This window comes from Rhizobium sp. rho-13.1, from assembly GCF_007000305.1.
In the GTDB taxonomy this organism is placed as follows: domain Bacteria; phylum Pseudomonadota; class Alphaproteobacteria; order Rhizobiales; family Rhizobiaceae; genus Rhizobium; species Rhizobium rhododendri.
The window spans coordinates 1-24,564 of record NZ_SCFL01000012.1 but is presented as its reverse complement, the minus strand read 5'-3'; the positions used below and the strand labels follow the sequence as shown (position 1 = coordinate 24,564).

17 protein-coding genes are annotated in these 24,564 nt (G+C 51.5%); 5 read left to right on the top strand and 12 right to left on the bottom strand.

The genetic code is table 11. From position 1 onward, the window contains the following. Positions 1-188 precede the first annotated feature (188 nt). On the bottom strand, positions 189-362 hold the full coding sequence (locus tag EQW76_RS29080; RefSeq protein ID WP_153816512.1) for a hypothetical protein: 174 nt from the start codon (positions 360-362) through the stop codon (positions 189-191). Between the two features lie 686 nt (positions 363-1,048). Between EQW76_RS29080 and EQW76_RS21590 the strand changes: the two genes are divergently transcribed. Further along, positions 1,049-2,020 (top strand): hypothetical protein, encoded by a 972-nt coding sequence (locus EQW76_RS21590; protein WP_143123216.1) that lies wholly within the window; start codon positions 1,049-1,051, stop codon positions 2,018-2,020. Between the two features lie 143 nt (positions 2,021-2,163). After that, the gene (locus EQW76_RS21585) at positions 2,164-2,361 is read left to right on the top strand and encodes a hypothetical protein (RefSeq protein ID WP_143123215.1); all 198 of its coding nucleotides are present in this window, start codon (positions 2,164-2,166) and stop codon (positions 2,359-2,361) included. Between the two features lie 493 nt (positions 2,362-2,854). Here EQW76_RS21585 and EQW76_RS21580 read toward each other — a convergent pair whose 3' ends face one another. Then, positions 2,855-3,934 (bottom strand): glycosyltransferase family 1 protein, encoded by a 1,080-nt coding sequence (locus EQW76_RS21580; protein WP_143123214.1) that lies wholly within the window; start codon positions 3,932-3,934, stop codon positions 2,855-2,857. A 175-nt stretch (positions 3,935-4,109) separates the two neighbouring features. Here EQW76_RS21580 and EQW76_RS21575 point away from each other — a divergent pair, with 175 nt between their 5' ends. Next, positions 4,110-5,300, top strand: coding sequence for a glycosyltransferase family 4 protein (locus tag EQW76_RS21575; protein WP_143123213.1), 1,191 nt, complete (start codon positions 4,110-4,112; stop codon positions 5,298-5,300). Positions 5,301-5,452: 152 nt separating this feature from the next. Here the strand turns inward: EQW76_RS21575 and EQW76_RS21570 are convergent, their stop codons facing one another. The 3 genes from EQW76_RS21570 to EQW76_RS21560 form a co-directional block, all read right to left on the bottom strand. Beyond that, positions 5,453-6,562 (bottom strand): acyltransferase, encoded by a 1,110-nt coding sequence (locus EQW76_RS21570; RefSeq protein WP_161991076.1) that lies wholly within the window; start codon positions 6,560-6,562, stop codon positions 5,453-5,455. A 145-nt stretch (positions 6,563-6,707) separates the two neighbouring features. Continuing rightward, on the bottom strand, positions 6,708-7,835 hold the full coding sequence (locus EQW76_RS21565) for a glycosyltransferase (protein WP_143123211.1): 1,128 nt from the start codon (positions 7,833-7,835) through the stop codon (positions 6,708-6,710). Positions 7,836-8,191: 356 nt separating this feature from the next. After that, the gene (locus EQW76_RS21560; protein WP_143123210.1) at positions 8,192-9,433 is read right to left on the bottom strand and encodes a glycosyltransferase; all 1,242 of its coding nucleotides are present in this window, start codon (positions 9,431-9,433) and stop codon (positions 8,192-8,194) included. A 379-nt stretch (positions 9,434-9,812) separates the two neighbouring features. Between EQW76_RS21560 and EQW76_RS21555 the strand changes: the two genes are divergently transcribed. Further along, complete coding sequence (locus EQW76_RS21555) at positions 9,813-10,817, top strand: NAD-dependent epimerase/dehydratase family protein (protein ID WP_143123209.1); 1,005 nt, start codon at positions 9,813-9,815, stop codon at positions 10,815-10,817. A 156-nt stretch (positions 10,818-10,973) separates the two neighbouring features. Here EQW76_RS21555 and EQW76_RS21550 read toward each other — a convergent pair whose 3' ends face one another. From EQW76_RS21550 to EQW76_RS21535, 4 genes are all read right to left on the bottom strand, one after another. Then, positions 10,974-12,080, bottom strand: a complete 1,107-nt coding sequence (locus tag EQW76_RS21550) for a glycosyl hydrolase 53 family protein (RefSeq protein WP_143123208.1) — start codon at positions 12,078-12,080, stop codon at positions 10,974-10,976. A 426-nt stretch (positions 12,081-12,506) separates the two neighbouring features. Further along, positions 12,507-13,772 carry a lipopolysaccharide biosynthesis protein gene (locus EQW76_RS21545; protein ID WP_143123207.1) on the bottom strand — a complete coding sequence of 422 codons (1,266 nt, stop codon included), beginning with the start codon at positions 13,770-13,772 and terminating at the stop codon, positions 12,507-12,509. A 260-nt stretch (positions 13,773-14,032) separates the two neighbouring features. Further along, positions 14,033-14,587: a hypothetical protein gene (locus EQW76_RS21540; RefSeq protein ID WP_143123206.1), complete on the bottom strand. Its 555-nt coding sequence runs from the start codon at positions 14,585-14,587 to the stop codon at positions 14,033-14,035. 144 nt (positions 14,588-14,731) lie between these two features. Next, positions 14,732-16,108: a glycosyltransferase gene (locus EQW76_RS21535; RefSeq protein WP_143123205.1), complete on the bottom strand. Its 1,377-nt coding sequence runs from the start codon at positions 16,106-16,108 to the stop codon at positions 14,732-14,734. Positions 16,109-16,434: 326 nt separating this feature from the next. On the opposite strand from EQW76_RS21535, the gene EQW76_RS21530 reads away from it, so the two are divergent. Next, complete coding sequence (locus EQW76_RS21530) at positions 16,435-17,538, top strand: acyltransferase (RefSeq protein ID WP_143123204.1); 1,104 nt, start codon at positions 16,435-16,437, stop codon at positions 17,536-17,538. A 96-nt stretch (positions 17,539-17,634) separates the two neighbouring features. Here EQW76_RS21530 and EQW76_RS21525 read toward each other — a convergent pair whose 3' ends face one another. The 3 genes from EQW76_RS21525 to EQW76_RS21515 all read right to left on the bottom strand — a co-directional run bounded on the left by EQW76_RS21525 (position 17,635) and on the right by EQW76_RS21515 (position 24,168). Beyond that, complete coding sequence (locus EQW76_RS21525) at positions 17,635-18,696, bottom strand: acyltransferase (RefSeq protein ID WP_244616997.1); 1,062 nt, start codon at positions 18,694-18,696, stop codon at positions 17,635-17,637. A gap of 101 nt (positions 18,697-18,797) precedes the next feature. Next, positions 18,798-20,162, bottom strand: coding sequence for a hypothetical protein (locus EQW76_RS21520; protein WP_143123202.1), 1,365 nt, complete (start codon positions 20,160-20,162; stop codon positions 18,798-18,800). Positions 20,163-20,649: 487 nt separating this feature from the next. Beyond that, the gene (locus tag EQW76_RS21515; RefSeq protein ID WP_143123201.1) at positions 20,650-24,168 is read right to left on the bottom strand and encodes a hypothetical protein; all 3,519 of its coding nucleotides are present in this window, start codon (positions 24,166-24,168) and stop codon (positions 20,650-20,652) included. Positions 24,169-24,564: the final 396 nt, after the last annotated feature.

Genomic DNA, 24,564 nt, shown 5'->3' with positions numbered 1-24,564 from the left:
CCTTCTTTTGCTGCAGCCTGTGCCTATGGCGCCAGAAAGTAAACTGGCCGGCTTTGGATCGTCGTTGGTATGCGAGGAGGTTTGAAAGAGGTGCTGCGCCTCACCGCAGCTTTTCGACAAGACTTTCTGAGATGCTATCACGCTCCGTCACTTTCTTGACATTGTGACCTAGGGTCGGGGCCCTCGCCTTAATATTTCAACCCGCAGACCGTAGCAGTAGAGTTCATCCAAATGGGCGCTGGTGCGAACCCGAGAAACGCGATGCCCTCAGTCATGGCCGTCACCTTGGTCTTTTCCGGCGACCACATTGGCCCTGTCTTTTCGATCAGGTAGCCGGCAAGGGTTCCTCTGCCATTGCTCATCCAGCGATCCAGCCGCGAGGATCACGAGGTCGTCAGCGTAAAGCACCGTCAGAAACATACAGCGACCTGTTATGCGGTCACTGTCCAGGGGGCTCCCCGCTGCTTCCACTCCACTTGCTCTTGCCACGAGCTTCGGCCTTCCAACGGTGATATGTCGACCTGTCATATTTTTCCTCAATCGTGCTCAAGGCGATGTTTGCGACCAAGCGGGGAGACTATACCGGCTTGAGGATTACCGGCCTCCGTCCCCAAGAATAGATCCTCCGCCGAGCGTCGAATTCAAGAATGGTTCCACCAAACGGACACACGGGGGGGCACGATCGAGACAGTGGTGGTGTTTATTGCCGATTTTTGAACACGTTTGGGTCACAAGTCATCGAGGCAAATAGAACGCAGAGACGACTGCCTTTTTCGAGTTGTGCAATCACTCGATACGATCGAACAGGACTACCATCGCATTCTTGGACCGGTAGAGCATGAAAAGCTTTTTGTACTTACAAAACTGGCGAAATGTAGATGACAGCCTCGACTTGCAAGTCCTTGTTGCAAGCCGCTGTTGCGCGGCGATTGACAACTATTACATTTTAATTAAAATTAAATATTGCGCTGCAACACAATTCTTGGCCTGAGAGATTTCACCTTAACGACCACTAGAAATGGTCGAGATCACAGTTGGGGGATTCTACTTGAAGCAGAAGACTCTTGGTTATCGCCTGATGCGTCGCGTCCGTAGCCTGCCGGCGGAGTCAGCAACCCGGCTGCTCGCCATGCCAGCAATCAACAGCAGGTTGACCAGGGCATATGAAGCCGCTCAAATCCGTTACCGCCCTAGCATTCCAAAACTATCGTCACCCGATATGGACATCGTAATTGGCCTTGAACAAAACGGCGTCTACATCACGTCGCTTGAGAAATTGAATTTGCCGGGAACAGATATTCTATGGAACTCGGCGACCGGGATTGCCGAACAATATTCCGCACGGGCTTCCAAAGGCGAGTTTGCCGATGAGTATACGGTTCAGGTTAGTGCTGAGCACATGATGCGGCATCCAGAGATCGTCCGTTTCCCGCTCAATGATCGGATCCTCAACGTCGTCGAGACTTACCTCGGGCTGCCGGCTGCCTACGATACGCTAAACTTCTTTTACACCGTCGCCGATGGCCGTCAGGTTGCAGCGAGAAAGTGGCATCGTGACGTCGAGGATCGTCGAATGGTCAAGATGATCGTGTATCTGCATGATGTAGACCTCGATACCGGGCCGATTGAGATCCTTCATTACCCCTTTCCCGGCAGCGATAAACTCAGGGGTGCCAATTTCCCGGTCCTGACGCACGAGATGTTATTGGATCAGGTGGGGAAGCCACTTGGTAGCGGCGATATGACGACCTGCACCGGAAAGGCCGGGACCGTTATCTTCACGGATGTCGCAAGTCATTACCATCGCGGGCGACCTGCGAAGGCACGCGACCGATGTGCCCTCTTTTACAACTTTTTCTCGCAGAAGCCGCTTAGGCCATTTTTCTGTGGACGCCACGTCTTCTCCCACGAGCAAATTTCCAACCTCGCAAGCGGCCAGACTACGCGCGCTCGCACCTCTATGCTCTGGCGCGCGAACCTGTCTTGGCTGGCACGGGTGGTACCCGCCGCGCCGCTTTAGATAAACCGCTCTGTTGGGCGAAGGTACTGCGACTCCGCAGGCGCCCTCAGTTGGGACTAACCTTGGCTGACATCTGCATGGATCGCCCCTGATGGCCCCGTCATCGCCACGATGGCCGCGCAACTTGCGAAGGGGGACTATGATTGCGTCCTGATCGGTGGCGGCCTGCGGCTGCCGCTCAAAGGTTGCCGTTCTTCGAGGAGGTCGTAAGCGCGATCCACCATGGCGCACCGAAGGCAGCGATCGTATTCACCGCCCGTCTCCAGGATACGGCGGAGGCTGGGGTGCGGTTGATCGGCGCGGATGGAGCGCAAGATCACGTCGTCGATCAGACCGGCTAGGCCCTCCCAATCCGTCCTCGGCAAGTTTCGAGCGCGCGAGCGGACCGTAGCTACCGTCGATTTGTTCCGCGAAGGGCTGAGCGATGCTTCCTCGTCCATCAACAGAACTTTGGAGGTTGACACGTAAATACTGGTATTTAGAGCGACCGGCGCCACCGGCCAGTCAATCGTCGGCAGGGCCGCCGCAAAGGGATGCTACGTCGTCGCACTCGTTCACTCCAAGTTAGAAGCCGCGGATACTACCGGCGCGAAAGTGATAACAAGCGAGGCCCGCGATCCTGTCGCTTTGACCTCGTGCCAGCGCTGGCGACGATGCAGTGGTTAGTTCGCTGGGTACCGCCGTAAGCCTGTTCAGGGAGGTAACGCTTCTCTCTATGGTGAAGCGCAACCTGGTGGTGTGATGTAGAAGCAGAACATTCGTCGCTTTGGTGTGCATCATTGGGCTGGAGGCCGGTGATATACGCCGCCACGGCTGATTCTTCTGCCGTTCCTCTTAAATGTTCTCGAGCACACGAAATAGCTCGAGTGCGCTTTTTTGCCAGGAAAAGGCAGCGATCCGACCTTCAGCCGCGCGTCTTAAGGGGGCGATGTCAGCTTCGCTGCTTAAGACAACATTCATCTTCTCGGCGATGGCATCGACGTCAAAGGGATTGAAGTAAAGGGCTGCATCCCCGCATACTTCCCGCATGACTGGAATATCGGAGGCAATTACCGTGCATCCCACGCTCATAGCTTCAAGCGGTGGTATTCCAAATCCTTCGTACGTGCTTGGAAAAACGAGGGCTGCGGCCTGGGTATAGAGCGCTTTGACGTGCTCATCCGACAGGCGCCCAGTCCTGATCAAATTTGCCGGCATATCAACGCCTAGACCTTCCGAAAAGGCTTTGGCAGCCGACCCAACAATGACGAAGCACGCGTCCTTGCGGGTGATCTGGCGGAAAGCGTTAATCGCGCGGATGAGGTTTTTGTTGGGCGCGGGAGAGCCGACGAAGAGCAGATAGGGGCGGTTGTGCAGGTCGAGCGTATCAAGGACGGAGTTGTCTGCTTCAATCCGTTGAAAATGATCGACTGCGTTGGGAATGACCGCCATTCCGGCGGCGGATCGACCGAGCACCGAGATCAATTCAGACTTGGAAAATTCAGAGACTGTCGCCAAATTCGAGCGCCGCGCGAGGATCCGACCAAGCGCCTGGTGTAGTGTCCGATACGATCGGGAAAATCCCTCAGGAAGGCGGTACACAAGTGCATCGTGCAATACAGTCAACTGGCGTGAATGCATGACAGGGCCCGAATTGCAGAGGTTAATAAGTATTCCCGTGCGGCTGGCGCGGAACAGGTCAAGTTGCTCCCAAAGATGGCCCTTGCGTGTGCCAGTCTGTCTGATCTCGATGTTACGAAAGCCGCGGCTACCATCGGGCTGTTCCGGTGTTAGTATAATCCACTTCGTCGCAACCGGGCTCCCGCCAAGCACGTCGTCGACAGCGTGTAGAAGCTCACTGGCAAAACGCTCAACACCCGTAACAGGCCGGTGAAGGAATCGACCATTTATGTAAATATTAGTGGATGTTGTCATATAGCCAAGGTCCTATTAAGTACAATGCCCTGAAATGAAGCAGTCTTGCCGATGCGAATGGACAGACTAGCCGATATGTGATTTTCCTAAAATTTCGGATACATTGTGAAAACAAGCCGATAAGTAGCTTAAAAAACCCGCCCGTCAATGATAGCAAGATTGGACCACTAAATTCATGCGTATTGCGATCTGCAACGCACTTTATCCCACACCTGAAGACCCACTGATTTTTGGCGGAGCTGAGGTTTTCGTGAGGGAGCTGGCTGAGAATTTGGTGCGCCGCGGAAACAGCGTTGTTGTTCTTCGAGCATCGCTTACGGGAATTCGCAAGACGGAAACCGTAAACGGCGTAACGGTTGAATTCATTCCAGTGCGCAACCTTTACGTGCCTTTTCAGGAGAAAAAAAATATCCTCGTACAACTCGCCTGGCATGCGATTGACGACAATCTCAGAGCTGATAGCGCGACACGCGACGTTCTGGCAGCGTTCAAACCTGACATTTTTCACTCGAATACACTGAACGGCCTGAGCACCGATGTTTGGCGAACCGCCAAAGAACTAGGGATCCCAATTGTCCACACGCTGCATGACTACTATCTCTTCTGTCCGCGCTGCTCGTGCTTTCGCCATGGTCAGGCGTGCAGCCACACCTGCCATTCATGCCACCTTCTGACCCCGAACCGTCGTCGTCGTACAGATCTAGTCGATCGGGTCACCAGTGTAAGCCAGCGGACGTTACAGTTGCATTTCGATAAGGGAATCTTCACCAAGACACGGCACTCAGTCATCCGCAATGTGGCGAACGCAAATATTAGCTTTTCCTCCCAGATCCCCTCCGAAGGCCCGCTTTTGGTTGGCTATCTCGGCCGGTTTTCCGAGGAAAAGGGTATCAAACTTCTCATCGACGCTATCGCTCAACTTCCCAGAGAGAAGATCCGCGTTAGCCTCGCAGGTAGGGCGACGGAAAACGACCGAAATTTCCTCCGCTCCCGCGCCCCACAGGCGGACATTGAATTCCTGGGCTTTGTCACCCCGGCAGATTTTTACAACAAGGTGCAAGTGGTCGTTGTTCCTTCCATCTGGGAGGAGCCGGGTTCGCTGGTCTTGCTGGATGCTCTGGCCGCAGGTCGCCCCGTTATCGGGACGAAATTCGGCGGCAGCCCGGAGATGATCGAAGACAACGTGACAGGCTGGGTTGTCGAGCCAACACCAGCAAGCCTGAAGGCTATCCTAAGCAAGCTTATCGACAAGCCGGACATGCTGGTGTCCGCCCATCGCTGCCTTGAAGCGCAACGGGAAAACACGCGAGATTTCTCAGACATGGTTGACGATTACACTGCCATCTACAGATCACTTAGCGCTTAATCTGACGCCAATGCGTTCGATGATAAAACAGCCAAGCTAAGGCCCGAAGGCGAATGCCCGACCCGATGTTTTCGTCGGAGATAATTAATTTTAGAGCACACTGCCGCTAAGGTACTGGTGTTCTCGAAGGTCTAGAAACTTGCCGGTCGTCTTTACGCGTTTGCCGGTGGAGCCGCCGGCTGTGTATCGACGCTAGGCTGCGCGTCGATGGATGGTTCTAGGCTGCGGATTGGCTTTGGCTTGTCGAACCAGCGCAAAAGCAAAGAATTGATAGGTTTCTCGACAAGGAAGTGGACACCCAGTGAAACAATAACCGCGGCGACGAGTGCTATGCAGAACGCAACGGTTGGCGGAATGCCGACCGTACTGGCCACGATCATGACGGCTTTAGCTGCGAAGGCATGTGTCAGATAAAGGGCATAAGAAGCATCTCCACCGACCGCCAACGCTCTCGAGAACCGGCTTTTTGGAACGTAGCGGCAAAGAGTCCAGGTTCCCATGATGAGAATAGCCGAGATGCCACCCGTGACGGCGCGTGGCAAATAGCTGTAACTGTCCGTCTGATAGAACACGACTGCCAGGACAAGAGCGGCGACCGTCGTGACAATCGTCGTTGAAACTGAAACGGCGACGTTTTTCAGGAAAAGGTGAGCAAGAAAAATTCCCATCAAGAATTCCAAGATGAGAGACCATCCCCAGAATTTCAGCAGCCAATGCTCGGGTGAGGCGAGCGCCGAAATTAGCCATAGCGCAAAAAAGCCGACGGTAAGCAATAAAAGTCCGATGCGCCTGGGGAGTGTCAATGCAACCGCAAAGCAGAAGTAGAAGACCATCTCGAGGTTGAGGGTCCAACCCAGCGTAAAGACCGGGAAGACCTCGCCATTGGCGTTCGGCCAAGGAAAAAAAAGGTAAGAAGCAAGAATGTGAATGGGGTCGACGGCATTATGATTGATGAGATGAGATGCGGCCAAAATGGAAACCAGCATCATAGTTGTGCAGATCCAATAGAGCGGAACGATACGGATCAAGCGTCTTTTGAGGAAAGTCCACCAGATAAGTGGCCTTTCGAAACGATCATGCATCGTGAAATACATGATAAAGCCACTGATAACAAAGAAAATATCAACACCAAGTCCCCAGTCGAGCGGATATCGCATCGTAAAGGGCAATCCCTTGGAGCGCGCCATTTCTTCAGTTGCAACACCCACATGAGCGATCGCGACCAGCAGCGCCGCATAAAAGCGCAAGATTTGCACTTTCATCAAATATCTCGATGCCATTTACACTCCGATCCGGCCAAACGCTAAGTGGGCGGCAACTCCAGGCTTCAATATGATGCTGTTTTTACCGTACGCCCATTCCCACTGGTACAGCAAAACGGCGAAGCTCGATTTTCATCGGTTCGACCTATGCTCTTTGCCTACGATTTTTTGCCAGCTCGCCCTGAGCCACGGTCACTACGCTGAACTGACTCGAATAGACTTCATCAACCTGGTGAACCATACGGTCAGAGGTGTACGTCGCCAGGAAACGCCTGTGTCCGATTTCGCCCTTCTCGCGAAGGCTATCCTTGTCGAGAGTCTTTAGAAAGGCGTGCAGTGCGGCATCATCCTCCGGCGGAAACGCGTAGCCGAAGTTTCCGCCGTCAACGATGTCCTTTAGACCTCCAACGGTTGACGCTGCAACCGGCTTTCCAAGGCGCATTGCTTCGATGGCAACCAGACCGAAACCCTCCCACCGCGAAGGGACAATCAGTATGTCGCAACTCTTCATCTGTGCCGAGACCTCTTTTCTGTCCAACCATCCCAGCTTTTCCACGCCTGCGGGCAGCGTAGTTGGCAATAGGTTGGATCCAACTGCCGCGTCGCCCGCTAGTCGCAGCACCAGGCGATCGTCAAGTCCTTCTACGGCCTTAAGGAGGACGTCTACACCCTTCTGGTAGTCCAGCCTGCCGGCATAAAGAACCTTGATCCGGTCGTCGTCCCAAATGGCGGGGTCGATCGAGGGGGCCTCTTTCCGAATGCCGTTTGGGATGAGCGCCAGCCTACTCGCGGGTATTCCCAGTTCGAGTGCACGGTCATATTCGTGACGGGATATGACGATGATCCGATCGGCCATGCGGGCCAGCATGCGCTCGACCTTTTCGGCGATCTTTTGGATCCGACCGGTCCCCTTCATGTCTACGGACCACCCATGCGGGCAAAAAATAATTTTTGTGCGCCAGATCCGAAGGACCCTGACCACGACCCCGGCCACGGTTGAATGAGCGTGGACGATATCGGGTTTAAAAGAAAAAATACTCTTCAGATAATGCCCGCTGAGAAATATAGCCCCTGTCAGCCGCGTTGGCCGCGGGAAGGTGATGATCCTGGCTCCCGAATTAATGATGCCTTCCTCGATGAAATCGATATGCGTTTCGGGCACCAGCAGTGCGACATTTTCTGCGCCATATCGCTCGACCTGTGGAGGGATGAGTTCGGCGAGATACGAACCTGTCCCACCGATTATGCTCTCACAGACATGAAGAATTTTCATTTGGCTCCGGCAGGTTATTTTGCCTGCAGTTGAGTGACAGCGACAGACTTATACCTGATCGCGACAAACCAGGATTTGGTCTGCAAGCAAGGTAGCGGAGCCGTAAAACCTAATTCTATTCATGAACCAGCACTTATATTCGGCGGATAACGAATTGGTCACCTATCTACAGCGCCCGCAAAGAGAAATCTGCCGATATATGCTGCATTGCAGTACCTTTTGGTAAGTCGGAGTTGAAAGGATGTCAATATTTACTCGTGTTCATTAACGATTAACCATTAATTGCTCTCGATTGGAAGCCTCCATGAGACGGCGAAGTGTAAGTGTGTTCCCTGACATCGCCTATCCGAACAGGTTCAACGAGCGCTCGGTGCCGCATGCTGGTCGACTTTAAATTCGCGAATGTCCTCCATGAAGCGGAGGAATTTTGCTCCGAGGTAATCCTGATCAAACTCTTGCGCGCGATTTGCGGCATTTTGCTTGTAGCGCTGCACACGATCCGGCTCCGACAAAACAATTTCCATGGCTTTTCTCCAGGCCGCAACATTGCCGGGCTCAATCAGCATACCATTTTCATCGTCCTGAACGAGTTCTGGAATTCCACCCACCCTGCTGCCCAAAACAGGAACACTCATTCCCAAAGCCTGGATGACAACCCCTGGCGAATTTTCCAGCCATACTGATGGAATGCAAAGCATGTCACTTGCGGCTATATGGTTGATAGCGGTCTGCAGTGGCACATGGCCGGTAAACTCGATCCAATCGTGGTGGCCGAAACGATCGCGCATTTCAGCCTCTTCCTTGCCAGCTCCAACGATTTTCAAAGAGAAATCTCGTACTCTACTCAGTGCTTCGGCGGCTTCCAACAAAACCGTCACACCCTTGGAGGATTCAATCCTGCCGACGTAAATAAAGCGCATTTTGTCAGAATCCTGACGCTCGATCGTTGGCAGGGGATATTTATTGGCATTGAGAATATGAGCCATCGGATAATCGCTCAAAGGCTGAAATCGGGCATTCTGCTCCAAATTGGCGCGTGAGGGCGAGCAGAAACCGATGCGTCTCACCGAGCGGATGCCACGACGCTTGTAACGCGAGGAAAGAAGGCATCCCGTACACTGTGTTTCGCAGGTCTTATTGTTAATGAACATAGACATGCGAAAACAGCTTAAAGCCATATCCGGCATGACATACATAACAGGGATGTCGCGCTTGCCCAGTTCTTGAAGGATGCCATGGCCGAGACCTGTCAGATAATGAATGTTGCAGAAATCCGGCTGGAACTCGTCGATAACGCGCGCAACCATGGAGGCATTTCGCGGATCGAGATGGTCCTGCAGATGCCACAGGGGCTTCAATAACTTGCTGACGTTGCGGCCCTGCTGGAAGATTGGATAGGGTCGCGGCATATGAAGACGCCAAATTTTCATGCCTCCCACCATTTCGCCGTCCAGCACATCGGTTTGCGACTTGGCCGCTGTGACAACGCCAATCTCGTGACCCTGCTTCAGAAGCCATGACGCGAGGTTGAATGCGGAAATTTCTCCTCCGCCCGCCACATTAGGGGGAAACATCGATGAAAGGACTAGGATACGCATTGACACCTCATCTATTTACGACGGTGCCGAACGGTTGGCGTAGTCGAATCTTATAGCGAAACTACAAAACAAAACATGATCTAGGAAGTTTTCATGAACGGTTTTCCCAGCAATAAAGAGCGATTGGCAATTTTTAATATCTTGTCAAACCTTATTTCCAAACGACAATTTCCGTAGAATGTAAATTGATCCGGTGGAATTGCAATTTCTTTATTTGCATTGCAACATTTCCATGTAATCAGCAGTCCCAGTGGTTAGAGAGAGCATGCCTGCCTCTTTCTCTCTACTTACCAATGCGGGCGACAACGGTGCTTCTCGCCTATGTCGGCTGCAAGAACATGAACCAGGACTGTATCCCGTCGCTGCGAAAGGACTATTCATGCGTTTTCTTATCACCGGAACAGCCGGGTTCATCGGCTTCCATCTCGCAAGGCGATTGCTGGACGAAGGTCATTTCGTGGTCGGATTTGACGGTATGACCGCCTACTACGATACTGCGCTGAAAGAGAAGCGGCATGCCATGCTGTCCAGATCAAATGCCTTTAAGCCTTTTATTGGCCTCTTGGAGGATCGGGTGGCGTTAGACCGCGCAGTCGAAATGGCTGAGCCTGAGGTTATTATTCACCTCGCCGCCCAGGCCGGTGTTCGATACAGTCTGGAAAATCCGAAATCTTATGTTGATTCAAATGTTGTCGGATCATTCAATATCTTGGAGGTTGCTCGGGCGATAAAGCCGAAGCATCTCCTGCTAGCCTCAACATCGTCAGTGTACGGGGCTAATGAAAAGGTGCCGTTTGCCGAGAGCGATAAGGCCGACGAGCAGATGACCATCTACGCTGCGACCAAAAAGTCGATGGAACTGATGGCTCACAGCTATGCCCATCTGTTCGACATCCCAACCACAGCCTTCCGATTTTTTACGGTGTACGGTCCGTGGGGACGCCCAGACATGGCTTTGTTCAAATTTGTTGATGCAATTCGCAACGATCTCCCCATTGACGTCTATGGAGAAGGGAAGATGAGTCGAGACTTCACTTACATCGACGATCTTATCGAAGGCATTGTGCGGCTTGTTGATGTTCAACCAAATGAATCCAATCGGGTTCAGTCCGAGACAGTTATCGACACGCTTTCCAGACACGCGCCGTTCCGCGTTGTGAATATCGGTGGTGGGAACCCTATCGAACTCATGCGTTTCGTCGAAACTGTGGAAGAAAGCATGGGCAAGTCGGCCAGCCGCAACATGTTGCCGATGCAACCCGGCGATGTGCCCCGTACCTTCGCATCTCCGGAATTGCTGATTTCGCTGACCGGTTTCCGTCCGATGATCGGTCTAGAAATTGGCGTCCAAAAGTTTGTCGAATGGTATAAAGAGCACTACTAGGGGATAGCGGTGACGTGGAACATCAAGGCTCCCAAATCTTGATCGATTCAACACGATCCCAAAACTGCCAACAAGCGCCTGCGGGTCTCCAACGCGCGAGCTTTTGTGCTGGCAATAACGACTTGCTCAGCGGCAATTTTGATCACTTCTGGATGGTCATTGGATCCCAAGCTTTGCCAACTCACGGGACTCATCTTGTGTAACGAGGCCACCAGAATATTGCGCGAGTATTGCGAGAGACAATTTCGGGTGATCGAGATCATACATGAGCCCAAACCGCCTTTCGATCGGCGAGGTCTGCTGCGGCAAATCGATCAACGTATAGGCTTCCACACCTTCAATATCTGCATCGGTTTGGTTCGCTATCGCGGACAGAATGTTGTTGAAGCTTCGCAAGCACTCGGTGTTTAGGTTCCCTCCCGGCACATTCTGATAGTCGCGATCATAGATCTCTCCACAATTCGTCTCATTTATAATGATTGGGCGATGGAAAGAAGCCAAGACCTTAAATAGATTGACTTTTTCTTCACTTCCATTCCAATGCGCTGTCATGTCCGTTCCGAGTTTTTCGTAGTAGTGATAAGATATAACGTCGAAGGCAACCCGTTGATCAATCATGAAATTTAGAAAACCAAATTGGAGTTGCGCTACGTTGAGAACGCTTCGTAGATGAGTTCCAAACTCTTTGTTTACTGCAACTATTGCATCTGACTGGCCGCGTAGCAAAGACGCCCAGTCAAGCATTCTTGGCGTATTGAAAGTTTGTGCTTTCCAACTCTCGGGAGGGCCTATGTCCTTGTTTCCGTTGTCGAAACGTGTTTTTAGGTCGATTTCATTACCCATTTCCCAATCGGTTATATCTGCTCTGAAGCGCTGAACGACCTCATATGTCCTGGCATAAGCGTCGTCGTAGATTGCCTTCCTTCTCGTGGGCACCCCCTCTGATTTTCCGAGACTATCTTCCCATTGAAAAGCCGTGAATAGTATAGGCTTGAGTTTGATGTTATATTTTTTTGCGCCAGATATCATCTCAGCGAGATTGTTCGCAGCGTCAGGTGTCGTGGCTGTCAGATTGAGGTTAATGCGATAAGTGGTAAGACCTCTCTGCTTCATAACGGCAAAAGCTTTAAGGTAGTCACGGTTATTTTCCAAAACTGATGGACCGTTGACCCCCCATGTCATTTTGCTTTTTGCTTGACTTGTTGCAGGTGCTAACAAAGTCGCGCCTACGATAAAGGAAGTCAGTAATATAAACTTGTTCATCTCGCTTCTAACCTTCATTTGCAAGCCACTTGAGAAATTTTATTCGATCACTAGGAGTCGAAACGACGTTAAAGCCTCGCATTCCATACTCATTTAACGGATCCATCAAGCAGCAAGATGGATATCAGCTCGACTTGCCACTTTTTCTTGCAGGTTGTTGCAAGCTCTCACAACGTGATGCCCAATTAGGTGGGCTGAACGTCGTCATGGTTTGCATCCGCGACGTGACGCACCCGTCGCGGACATCATATCACAGTCTTCGTTGGCAGCACTTTATCGGCTGGATTGGGCGACCACTTCGCCTGCTATCCGCTTGAGCGCTTCCATACTGATGGCAATGACTACGCTTACAGGAAATGCACTGGATCGGCCCTTCGCCTACCGTACCTTAATCCACCAGGCCTGTGCGTGAGGCAAGCCCGGCCGTTAGGGTGCGCTTAACGAGGATCTGTTTGAAGAAGATCTTGTAATGACGAATAATCGGATCATCATCAGTAACAAAGCTGTCAACAGAGCAGCCACACCCGTCCCGATTAATCCCATGATATAAATGGAGATGCCTGCAATGCATATCGACATGCAAACACCCAGAATGTTGATCGCAGCGTAATGCTTATCTTTCTCTAAGCTCGATAAACCAATATTCAAAAGGTCGGAACACGATCTAACGATTGCAGCGCAGAGCAGCAAAACAAAAAGTCCGCGGTGCTGGCCCAGGTCGCTCATCGACATGGAAGATATCAAGATCTCAGCGGCAATAAAAATGCCGATTCCGAGGAGGCTGGCAAAAAGAATCGTCCTGCCTAATTCGCGGCGGAAAATCACTTGCCATTCGTTGGCCGATCCCTGTTTGGAGGCGCGAAACAATCGGGGTAGTGCGAGCTGGATAACCGCAGTCTGCATTAGGGTCTGTAGGGCATTGCCGATCGACCAAAAGAACGTGTAGATGCCTGTCAGCGTGAGACCCAGTAGATATGACACAATATAACGGTCAGCATAGGCGAGACCAACAATGCTAAGGTCGCTTCCGTAGATATGCCAGGAATAACGCAGTCGTTCCTTAAGCCAATCATATTGGAAGGGTCCCAAGAAAGCCTGCCTAATAGGCCAGTCACGTAGGAAGTAGACAAGCGCCGCCGCCGCCAGAACATAGCTACCGATCCAAAACATAAATAGCACATCAAGCGACCGCAGTGCAGGGAAAGCAATTCCGACACCGATCGCGAACGGCACCCAAAATGCGGATCTCAAGAATACAATCATATTCGCTTGAAGAGGCATCTCGGCCGATATGAGGGGAAGATGGATATCCAACCCGTAAGTTTCCAGCCAAAGCAATGCGATAATTAAGCCGTGTAAAAAGGTAACCGGGAAGCCGATTGCGAATGACACCAGCAGACCTATCACGGTTGCGACGGCCAGCGAGATCGTCGTTACGAGCAACCTCGTTTTCATCCGACTGGCAACAAAAACCTGCGTCTTGCCGACTATTTCACGCGAAACAAAATAATTTAATCCCCAGCCCAGTAAAGCTGGTGTTATGCCGATTGCGCCTATCGTCAGTCCGTAAACACCTGTCGCCTCATAACCAAGAAATTTGACGATGTAAAATGACAGAAGAAAGCGCAGGACCAGAGTCGACGCACGAAAGCCGAGATTTCCCAAGCTAGCAAGTTTTCTGAAATAATGCATTGTAGCGTCGCTCTCTTTAACTATCCCGGAGTGAAGCCAGCGGCGCTGGGTAAATATCGGTTTTATTGCGCGGGCGTGCTACAGAAATTTTACGATATTGCACAAGCTTGCGCGCATTTTTATACCTTGTGAAAATCTCTGCAGGCCTCACCTCCGTCAGCGGAGGGGCTGCGTTGCGGAAAAGAGAGCGACTACACGCGATTGCGCTTGGTATGGTCGATTTGGTCACAGCTTCGACCAACGAGGCCTATGAGATTGCTTCATATCCGTTCGGAACGACGAAGAAGAATTCTAGCTGGTGCACCTATCGCAACTGAGTTGGGCGGAACATCGCGCAGCACTACTGAATTTGCACCAATGGAAGAATTCTCGCCAACTGTGAGCGGTCCCAGGACTACTGCACCGGCACCAAAACTAACGTTGTTGTGAATGATTGTGCCCTCGGGACTGGAATCTCCGCGTTTACCAATCGTGACATTTTGCAGTATTGAAACGTTGCGACCGATTTTGGCCACACCCACGACAATTCCAAAAGGATGGGGAACGTAAAGGCCGCCACCAAATTCCGCTCCGAGAGCCAACTCAGAACTGAAAATGAGACAGGTCAGCCACCACAAGATACGTCGCAGCAGCCGACCGATCAGAGGTATCTCTCTGAGAATGTCCTGGATTCTACGGGACATTACGAACTGAAAACCCGGGGTGAGCAGGCAAAGGCGGGCCACAAAGAGGAGAGAAACTACGCTTCCTTCCTTGGCCGCGAAGATTTTTATGTCCGCTTTAATCCGTTGAAACGACGATTCTGGCGAATTCATTGGGGATTCGACTTCCACGGTAATACAGATCACCCTCTTAACTATGCGGTCGTCCGAGACGTATCGCAAATGTTATGCTTAGAACTTATCGATCGGCTGATAATTAGCCGCGAAGACGAACACGCTACTGTAAACCTAGAAGGCCTAACTGTTCCTATCAACTAACGCGTCATTGCCTACAAGTGTTTTTATCAGTTTTTTCAATTTCCCCCGTCTGAACTGCACATGTTCATCCCATGCGCGTCTCGTATGAAGCCGAATCGAGGCAGGCTTTCGTTCACTCGAGAGTTGTCCAATTAGCTCGACCAATGCCTGGGGATTGTCGATGTCGAGGTTAGCGCTGACCCCCATAAAATCGAAACCGCTCAATGATTCCTTAGTCGCGAAGACCGCACTTCCTGCTGAAAACGCTTCGAGAAGTTTTATCTTCAACCCGCTTCCATGAATTACGGGGCTCACCGCAGAAAGACAGTTTTCGAGAAGGAAACGTAGCTCGTCGTCTGTAGCAAATCCAAACGAGACTATGGAGTTTCCATCTGCATACCGTTCCGTATTTTTTCCGATCAGTCCTAGTGTTACGTTTGGATGTCTCTCTTTGAGCACTGGGAGCAGGGAGTTTACGAGCCACTCAATTGCAAATCGATTGGGCGCAAAATCAGGGCCCCCAACAAAGATGATATGCTGCGAAAAGTCACCATTAAGAAACCGGTTGTAGGTTTTTCCGTCATGCAATTTGTGCTCCAGCGTCGGGCAAAGGGCAGTCATTTTACGTTTGCCGAGGAATGAATAACGCTCGTTGTCGGACGATGAAATGAAAACAACGTGAGCGGCTTTTAAAATCAATAAAGCTTCAATAATGAAAAGTTGAAAAGCCTGCGCGACGAGAAAGAGCTTTTTAGCCGGGCTTTTGGCAAGCTTTGCCCCATCCAACTGCGTCTTTGGTGTCAAATTGTGGCATATGTAGAGGAGCTTGGCTTTCGTGGTCAACAAGCGAAACAGTGGAATATTCGCTAAGCTCTGCAAGTGATCGACGATAATCATGTCGGGCCCTGTCGCCAGGTCTCGTTTGAACTGCTGTTCGCAAGCGTGGGAGGAAAACCCGAGATTCATCAGCGCGCGGAAGCGCAAGAGATGAGTGAGGCGCTTCAGAGCGTAGGAGCCTTTGCCAGTCTTTTTAAGGTTATCTGACTGAAAGACTTTCACGTGCTGAAAGCGATCATCTTCAAGAGGAATGAGCGCATTGTCGAAAGCGGTTAGTCGGAAAGCTGGCGGGCACGCATCCTCCACGATCTCGTAAAGATGCTCACGCAGGACCACGTCCATACCCGACTTTGGTTGAAATGGATTTCCCACGCCGTAGTAGAATACCTTCTTCACGATTTTCGGCCCTATCTTCATCATTTTGTATGGAGTACGCACGAATGCTGGAAATTCCCGTAATTGGCTTGCGTTTTTACCAAGGTGAATACTGCCGTGCGGCGATGGTGTATTTCCCGTGATTTCTTCCGATTCATGCGTCATTCGATCAATTTGGGTCGCACCCGGTTACAAGATTGCAGTGCAATTCGTGTGAGCGGACGCACAATAGACGATAGGCTTCACCGGTAATTTGTTGCAATGTAATTCGACTTTGAAAGCGGAAACGTCGATTATTTTGTTCTCCGGTAAGTAACCTGTCGCAAGCGGTTGGTCCAGGACCGCAATTTTCGCCAATTGAAGACCTTCCAGCATCTGAGATACGACCGGGACAGTATCTAACATATTGTCGGTACGTCAGCTTGCGATTCCTTTTCAATAGGATAGAGCTTCAATCCACGCTAGGCCGGCCGCTCATCAAGGGTATCAACATGAATTCAAATGCACTCGGGCGAAACCTTTCCATATACCTGGACCTCCTAAGGTTAGTCGCGGCCCTAGCGGTTTTTCTGGCACATTCCAACGATTTTCTCTTGCATCTCGATAGGCCCGGTCTGTCTTTTCTGCTAGGGCAGGGCGGCCCTGCGGTTGCGATTTTCTTTGTGCTCTCGGGCTTCATGATGTCTTACGTGACGTCGGTCAAGGAGAAGGACGCGCATGCCTATGTAAGTGCACGCTTAGCTAGGCTTTACTCCGTGGTGCTTCTGGCAATTGCGGTGACCTATATTGTCGACGCATTGGGTGTTTTGATGCACTTGGATTACTACAAAGGGGATTTCAAAACAGCGGCGCTTGTCCACCCGGCGTCCTGGGACGCGTTGCTGCGATATTTGACCTTCACGAATCAACTCTGGTTTACCCATGCTGTTTTCGGATCCAATGAGCCATATTGGTCACTGGGGTTCGAGGTGCCGTATTATGTGGTGTTTGGGCTTATCATTTTTTTGCCGCCCAAATGGAGCTATATTGCCTCGATCGCCTGGGCTGCAATTTGCGGGCCGAAGATTGTCATGTATTTACCGGTATGGTTGTGCGGCGTAGCGCTGCATCGGCTGATCGCTTCGGATCGGAAGCCTTTTTCCGCTGTTGGCGCTAGTTTGCTTCTTGCAGCCACACCGGTATTGTATGTGCTGAACGCCCGCTATCTTTACCCGCATGCAACCAGCATGTTTTCAACCTCGACGGTCTTCCAGGAAGCGTTCAATTTTGTTTTTTTCAATATTGTCGGGGCTATCTGCGCGCTCAATATTCTGGCTTATCACGATCTTGCAGGAGAGAAGAAAATCTGGAATCCAGCTGTGAGTCGCTCCGTCCGATGGCTGGCCGGCGCAAGCTTCACTCTTTATCTTGTTCACCTTCCAATAATCGTGTTTTTTTCGAGCTTCACCGTTTGGTTGCAGCGCCCACTCGTTAGTGGGATTTGTTTCTGTCTGCTGACCCTTGTCATTGTATTGCTGCTAGCGGAATGTGGCGAACGCAGGAAAGCCGCTTATGCAGCGGTCGTGAGACGGCTGATTCCGCGAAAGCGTTCATAGCTCAAGGGAGAAGTATCGCAAGATTGCAAGCCGGCAACCGTGGCTTAAGGAATGAGAATATTATTTACATGATGGTATTACTACCCATGAGCGGCGTCAATTGCCAGATTGGCGAGCGTATGCAGGCGGTCTAAAAATGTATTTCATGTGCTTCATCATCGGTCTCTCGACCATCAGGTGGAAAATGATACCCACCAACAGCGCCACCGTTGCGACGGTGACAAAAACAAGCTGGCGTGGCAAGTCGTAGTGGGATGATACCCAAACTGCAACTTTGCACATTACCGAGATCGCCGCAAAATGAATAAGGTAGATCGAATACGAAGCCGCACCCAAAAAATTCAACCATTTAGGGACCACGAGTAGTCCGGATAGCTCCAATTTTGAGGCAGCGCATAAAAACATCGCACTGGCGATACCATATGCGAAAATAGTCGGGTAACTATAGCCAAGCGCATTGCCGCCGACTTCCATTGTCCACGTAAATGCCAAAGTAGCGGCTCCGACGAGCAGTATTAATTTTGCCGAATTTGATGACAAGTGCTCCACGGCAACCGCACTCAGACCGCCAAAAATAAAAAGAATGTTGTACGGTGAAACGAGGACACGGAATGGCCCCACATCACCCCAAGCAAGAAGAGGCGCTAGACCCCATGCGAGCAAGATAGAGAGACCTATTTTCGGGCGCCAAATAGCGAGCCCACAAATTAAATAGAAAAGTATTTCGTGTCGAAGCGTCCATTCAACAGTCAGCAGCGGCTCAGAAAGTAGGACCGGGGCAGCCGTTATGTCCATCAATAGATTTGGAAGTGTTGGAAGAGATTTGATGCCTGATGCAAGATTTAGGCAAAACATGAAAAGTAGCGCGACCCAAAGTAACGGATAAATACGGATGAACCTTTTATAGAAAAATGATGCGACCTTCTCCTTTTCACCAAGATCATTACGATGAACAGTCACCATCAAATAACCGCTTAACGCAAAGAAATACATGACGCCGAAATGCCCTGCTTTGAACAAACTAAATGTATGCACGCCGTAATATTTCGGTAAGGAGAGTGTTATCTCTGTGTGGTATAGTAGCACAAAGATAGCCGCTATTGCTCTGCCGGCTTGCAATGTCTGCAGGCGCGAACCTTTGACAGCATCGGCGGGCATTTTCACGTTTTTCACCTCGTTTTGTTAGATTGATCTGCGGGATGACTGAAGCGGCGAACCACTTTCGTTGTTAGCGCAAAGTTATCGAGGGCGGCGCTCGCTTATTCGACGCGAGGCCGCACTTGTTGGTAACCGGGTTTTTCTACGTGATAAGGTTTTGCGTGGTATTCGTCGATGTACTTCCCCCAGGCTTTCGACGAGAAATTTCCTGAATAGATGATTCCAAAAAGTAGCAGCGAGCTCGCTGGGCCGTAGCAAAGAATTGTCACACCGAAAAAATTCATGGCAATTGTCGATATGACGATGATCGGATCTGTGGGTTTTTGTGTCCTGAAATGTCGAAGTAGAAACAACAGAAACGGGATACCGAACATAAGATATGTGCCGTAGTAGAAGTTATCTACAGGGACAGAGTATTGCTGCACGTCGGTTGGGAATAGCTGCATAGGGTAGTTGAAGCATCCCAGGCCGCAGCCTGTAACAAATCCCGGTGGAAAGAGATCTGCCATATAAACCACTGGCAGGACCCAACTATTATTTATTCGATCCTGCATACTGTACAACGTTAGCGAAATGTCTGCGAGATTAACGCCGTTAAGTAGTACAATCAGTAAAAATGGTATAAATATAGATATATAGGAGTACCGCGCTACGGTTCGTAGAAGATTGGACTCTCTACGGTCCCCCAATAGCCATCCAAATGCTAGCAACGCAGCAATGAATCCGATGACCATGAGGCTTGTTTTGCTTGTACTTAGATATGTAATATATAGAGCTATCGCGCCTGCCGTAAGCCGAACTGCGAGCTTAAAGTTGACCGCAACTACGATAAAGCCGGCCATGACGAAGAATGAAGCCATGGTGCTGTCAGCCGCGAAACCGCCCAGCCGCGCGGTCCCGCCAAGCACCCACCATTGCTTTCCAGCTGTCCGCTCGCCACCGCCTAAGCCTTCGTAGGCGAACCCTTCCCACGCGAGTGGGCCAAAGGAATTCCAAAGAATACCGATACAGGAGAATGCAAATACGATGTAAAAAAGGTAACGGATCGACCGCATTTCGTTCAGCGGTCGCATGCAAAAACAAAAACCAACAAACACAGGCGCCAACATCTTGACGCCAGACGCGACAACAATGAAATCTTTAAAGAAAATGTACGCGATTACGGCGGAGATCAGCACCCAGATCAGAAGAAGTATTGCGACGATATTTTTTGCGACAATTGCGTATCTCGCTACAAAAATTCCGACGCACAAGAACGCCAGCACGTCAGGGAGAAACCACAAACTGTTCGCACCCACAATTTGAAGCGCGTACCGTATAAATCCCGCGAAGCAATCGCGGAAGTAATACATATACATAACAGTTATTTCGACCGTAGGTGAAAATATTAGATAATGCAGTAAGCCCGGTTTACTTGTATATCTCGCCCGGAGCGCGCCTGCGTTTGAGTCAAAGCTGAAAGCCACAAATTCTCCAAAAGTCGCCGTGCAAGGAAACCAACATCAAATTCATCGACGATATCGGCGCAATAAGATGAGCGTTACATACATCATCACTTGACGGCGTTCAATAAGCGTCTTGATTCTTGCTTGCGTGACGCCCTTGGCTTTACGACGGGCGCTTGTGCTGACCTTTAAAAGCCGGTTGGCTTGTTGAGCGCTGCGATGCGCCCGAAACAAACGGCTGGAGTGTTTACGATGATGCGTTCCGAGTGAACTGCGCAGTCGGAAGCAATCTTCCGATGGCCGTATGGTTAGCGCTCTGACACTCGCACATGCAAAGCATAGCGTGATCGTCGGTCTATGTAGCGAAAACAGAGTCAAGTCAGCCAATCTTGGCGAAAGCTGCCTTTGCCGATTTTCGCGACGCTGCTCTGCAATAACGGCCGTGAAGTCTTTCCGTGTCTCTGATCTGCTCGGTGGGACGAATTTTGCAGGTGGATGAAAGCTATTCCTAGGCGAAGAGGAACATGTCGCTGTGGACATTGGCAAGCTGCGTACCGGTCAAGAGTATGCTGTTATCATGGTCGACTGTGATAAGTACGTCGCCGCCCGACTGTGAAAGGTTCAGGTCAGAATAGGCATGGGCAAGGGCATTAGTGATGACTATGTGATCGGTTGTCGGTGCCGACGTATCGAAGCTGTAGACCTTGTCATGGCCGCCGGTGAATTGAATCTTCTCGTCGTCGGCGTAGAGATAGAATGTATCATTGCCACGGCCGCCGGTCATGGTCTGCGAATTGGTCAATGCCCATGCGGTGGTCGTGCCGTCCTGATGGGCAACATTGAATTTCTGAAGGACGTTGGCGCTGCTGTAGGACTCGTGGCGGACGTCGCCGGTTCCATCCTGCAGGTTGACGGTAACCTCCTTCGTCTTGTCAGCATGGACGGTGGTGGTATTCACGGCGTGGCCTGTTGCGTTGTAGCTGGTCGCCACCGTTGTGCCATCGGTTGCAAAGGACTTGGTGTAGTCAAGCGTCCCGTCGGCATGATCGCGCTCAATCGACGTAAAATTGCCGTGGGCATCGACGGATTGGCGCTGCGTCGCGAAACTCTGGCCTGTCACGTTGTAGCTGTAGGTGTCCCGGCTGCCATCCGCGTGCAGTACCCACATCGTGGTTTTTGCGCCGTTTGTATAGGCTGTCGTTTCGGTGCTGCCATCGATGTGCTGCTCGAAGTCGCGTGTCAGCATGCCGGCCTGGTTGTAGGACAGCGTCGAATGGTTGCCGGCGACATCTGTGGTGGCTTGCGTCAACTTGTGGCCGGTTGCGTCATAATATGTCAAAACCTTGGTGCCCCCGATATTGTTCACCTCGGTATAATCGAGGCTGCCGTCGGCATGGGTGCGCACGACGGAGAACACGAAGCCGTTGGCATAGGCCTTTTGAATCTGCGTTGTGTAGGTGGTTCCCGTCAGATTGTAAGCCTGGAATTCATTGGTATGATCGGCATGGTTGATCACGGTGTTCGTTTTGATGCCATTGCTGTATGTCGAGTTGCTGATGTCGCCGTTCGCTGCCTCGGCGAGGACGTGAGTCAACTGTCCAGCGGCATTGTACGATAGCGTCGTCCGGTCCCCATCGGCCTCTGTAGTCGCCTGCAGCTTTTTATGGCCTGTGGCGTCGTAGTAGGTCAGGACCTGGCTGCCATCGGTATTGTGTAACTCGGTATAGTCGAGACTACCATCGGCGTGGGCGCGGACAACAGAATAGACAACGCCGTTTACGCCGACCTTCTGGATCTGCGTCGTATAGCTGGCACCCGTGACCTGGTAATTTTGAAACTCGCTGGTGCCATCGGCGTGCTGAAGCGCGATCAGCGTCTTGACGCCATTGGTGTAAACCGTCGTGGTGGTCTCGCCGCTTGGGAGCTTCACGGAGGTTTGGGTGAGATGGCCGGCTGTGTCGTAAGTTGATGTCGTGCTCGTGCCAGTGGCGGTCACCGTCAGATTTGCCACCTTGTGGCCGGCGGCGTCATAGGTGTTGATCGTCTTGGAACCGTCTGCGGCGTCCGTCTCCGATGAAATTAGCGAGCCGTCCGCGCGGTTGGCAACTTGCGAGCGCAGATGCCCCGTGGCGTCATAATAGCTGACAATTTTGCTCCCGTCCGCTTTAGTGAAGGCAGTGTAATCAAGGCTGCCGTCGGCATGGCTACGGACAACGGAGAACACGGCGCCTTTTGCATCGGTCTTCTGGATCTGCGTGGTATAGCTAGCGCCGGTCACATTGTAGTTCTGGAACTCGTTTGTTCCATCGGCGTGGTGGATATAGACATTGGTGACCACACCGTTGAGATATGAGGCGACCGACGTCTCACCGTTGGGATTGATGATCTGCAACTGGGTTGGCTTGCCGCTGGCGTCGAAAGCTGTGATTGTGCGGATGCCGCCGACTGCCACCGCATCTGTCTGGGTAAGAATGCCAGACTTGTAGGTATTGTAGGCGGTCGACCCATCGGCCCAGACCGTTGATGCCGTTTGCACGACTCCGTTGGCAAGCGCCGCGTCAGTCGTCGAAACCAGCTTTCCAGCCGAGGTGAAGGTCTGGGTTTCCTGCCAGGTCGGCTGGCCATAGCTGACCGAAAACGTGAAGTTGCCCTGGATTTTCGACAGCGTTTCCTTGTCATGGACGATCATATACTGCATCGTCGCGGCCGATGAGACGTGAAGGTCGGAGCCACCGGTCAGGGTGATCGACTGCAGACCCGTGGCGCTTTCGAGCGTGCCGATGGTGGTGACCAGTTCGGCCGCAGTCATCGTCAAGTGTCCGGCGACGTGTGTTGAGGCGTCAACGACTGCGGTATTAGAGCCGATCTCGACAATCAACGGGCTGTCGCTGAGCGGCACCTTGATCTCGCTAACATTGTGATAGACGGCGATCGGTGCGGTACCGAGAAGCGGGTTGTAAACGTAAACGACCGCCTGGGTAGAGCCGAGTGATACGGAAACCGATGTCGGCGCATTGCCGATATCGCTGTCTGTCTTGTCGTTCCAGACGGTTTTGTCCGTCCAGAGCACGATGTCATAGATGCCACCGGCCTTTGTCATTGTCATGGAGTGGGCGTTGCTTGGGAGATTACTAAGCGTGGCCGGTGCCGCGGTTTCTGACGGTGCGCCCTGATATGACAGAATAGTTGTAAGATTATGGAGCGCAATCGCTGCGATCTTCGGTGTCCCATCCTCATTGAAGATGCCGAAGTGCTGCTCGGCCGCGCTCGTGGTGGTCGAAGCCGTATCGAAGAGCTCATAAAGAAAGGTCTTGCTTGCGCCGTTTTGGTATGCATTGAGCAGATTGTCGAGGACCAACTTAGCCTGTGCCAATTCGCTAACGCCGAGGTTGGGGCTCGACTGAAGCGTTGTATACCCGGTTTCGGTTACGACCAAAGGATCGCCGGCTGCGGCTGCTTTCGCCAACGCGATAGAGTACTCCATTGTCGCATCGGCTGAATTGCTGGTGTTTGTATAGGCGTGGACGTTCGCGTAGTCGGAATAGGCGGCAAGGTTGCCCAGGGCTTTGTAGTCGGCCGTGCTGTCCAGGCCAAGGGTGAGGTTGTAGACGGGTACATGGGCAAGCGCGGCGTCGGCTTTGACTGCCCCAAAAAGCGCCGCCTGAAATTGACCAGCGGCGGCCATTGAAGAACTGCCGTTGTAGCTGAAGGCCTGGATGTTAGCCTCGTTTATGCCTTCGATTGCAGAAATGCTACCAGGATTGACCGCCAGAAATGTTCGCAACGCGGTGACGTAGTCGGTCAAAGCGGCGCTGCTGGCAGCGGGTAGATCAGACGAGGTGACGAAATCGAACTTGATCCCCGCGGCGGCAAGCGCGCTGAGGACCGGCGCGTCCACTCCTGTGCTAACAAATGTGTCGCGAACCAGATCGACGCCGATGTATTTTAAACTATCGATAACCATCGCTGAGTTGTTGTAAGAACCTGTACCGAATCCGGAATGGGTGTTGATGCCAATGCTATCCAAGAACGTATTCGCAGTTGTTACTGTGCTGTTAACGGCCATTGGTCGATCCCTTATTGTCCTTAGAACAAGTTCTGCATACAGGAAGACAGAAAAGCTTTAAGTGATTGACTAAAATCTGAACGAAACGGCGAATGAGAAGCCTAGGCAATGAAAAACTGTTGAGTTGCAACGATCTTCGACAACCTAATCCAGCAACTCATAGTAATTATTAATTACCTATATTGGGGTTGAGATCTCAAAGGCAAACCTGTTAAGGATTTATTCAGGCTCGTCTGAGTTGTTTCAGACCGAGAAATTTGAGCAGCTTTGCTGCTTACTATTGTTTTGAGTTGGGGAGCCGACATGGCAGCAAAAATCGTCCCGGTCATCATGGCCGGTGGCAAGGGAACTCGATTG

Excerpts from the sequence above, each read along its gene's own strand:
- EQW76_RS21530 (WP_143123204.1), top strand. The coding sequence starts at position 16,435 with ATGAATTCAAATGCACTCGGGCGAAACCTTTCCATATACCTGGACCTC.
- EQW76_RS21525 (WP_244616997.1), bottom strand. The coding sequence starts at position 18,696 with ATGCCCGCCGATGCTGTCAAAGGTTCGCGCCTGCAGACATTGCAAGCC.
- EQW76_RS21555 (WP_143123209.1), top strand. The coding sequence starts at position 9,813 with ATGCGTTTTCTTATCACCGGAACAGCCGGGTTCATCGGCTTCCATCTC.
- EQW76_RS21540 (WP_143123206.1), bottom strand. The coding sequence starts at position 14,587 with ATGAATTCGCCAGAATCGTCGTTTCAACGGATTAAAGCGGACATAAAA.
- EQW76_RS21560 (WP_143123210.1), bottom strand. The coding sequence starts at position 9,433 with ATGCGTATCCTAGTCCTTTCATCGATGTTTCCCCCTAATGTGGCGGGC.
- EQW76_RS21535 (WP_143123205.1), bottom strand. The coding sequence starts at position 16,108 with ATGACGCATGAATCGGAAGAAATCACGGGAAATACACCATCGCCGCAC.
- EQW76_RS21545 (WP_143123207.1), bottom strand. The coding sequence starts at position 13,772 with ATGCATTATTTCAGAAAACTTGCTAGCTTGGGAAATCTCGGCTTTCGT.
- EQW76_RS21550 (WP_143123208.1), bottom strand. The coding sequence starts at position 12,080 with ATGAACAAGTTTATATTACTGACTTCCTTTATCGTAGGCGCGACTTTG.
- EQW76_RS21575 (WP_143123213.1), top strand. The coding sequence starts at position 4,110 with ATGCGTATTGCGATCTGCAACGCACTTTATCCCACACCTGAAGACCCA.
- EQW76_RS21570 (WP_161991076.1), bottom strand. The coding sequence starts at position 6,562 with ATGAAAGTGCAAATCTTGCGCTTTTATGCGGCGCTGCTGGTCGCGATC.
- EQW76_RS21580 (WP_143123214.1), bottom strand. The coding sequence starts at position 3,934 with ATGACAACATCCACTAATATTTACATAAATGGTCGATTCCTTCACCGG.
- EQW76_RS29080 (WP_153816512.1), bottom strand. The coding sequence starts at position 362 with ATGAGCAATGGCAGAGGAACCCTTGCCGGCTACCTGATCGAAAAGACA.
- EQW76_RS21565 (WP_143123211.1), bottom strand. The coding sequence starts at position 7,835 with ATGAAAATTCTTCATGTCTGTGAGAGCATAATCGGTGGGACAGGTTCG.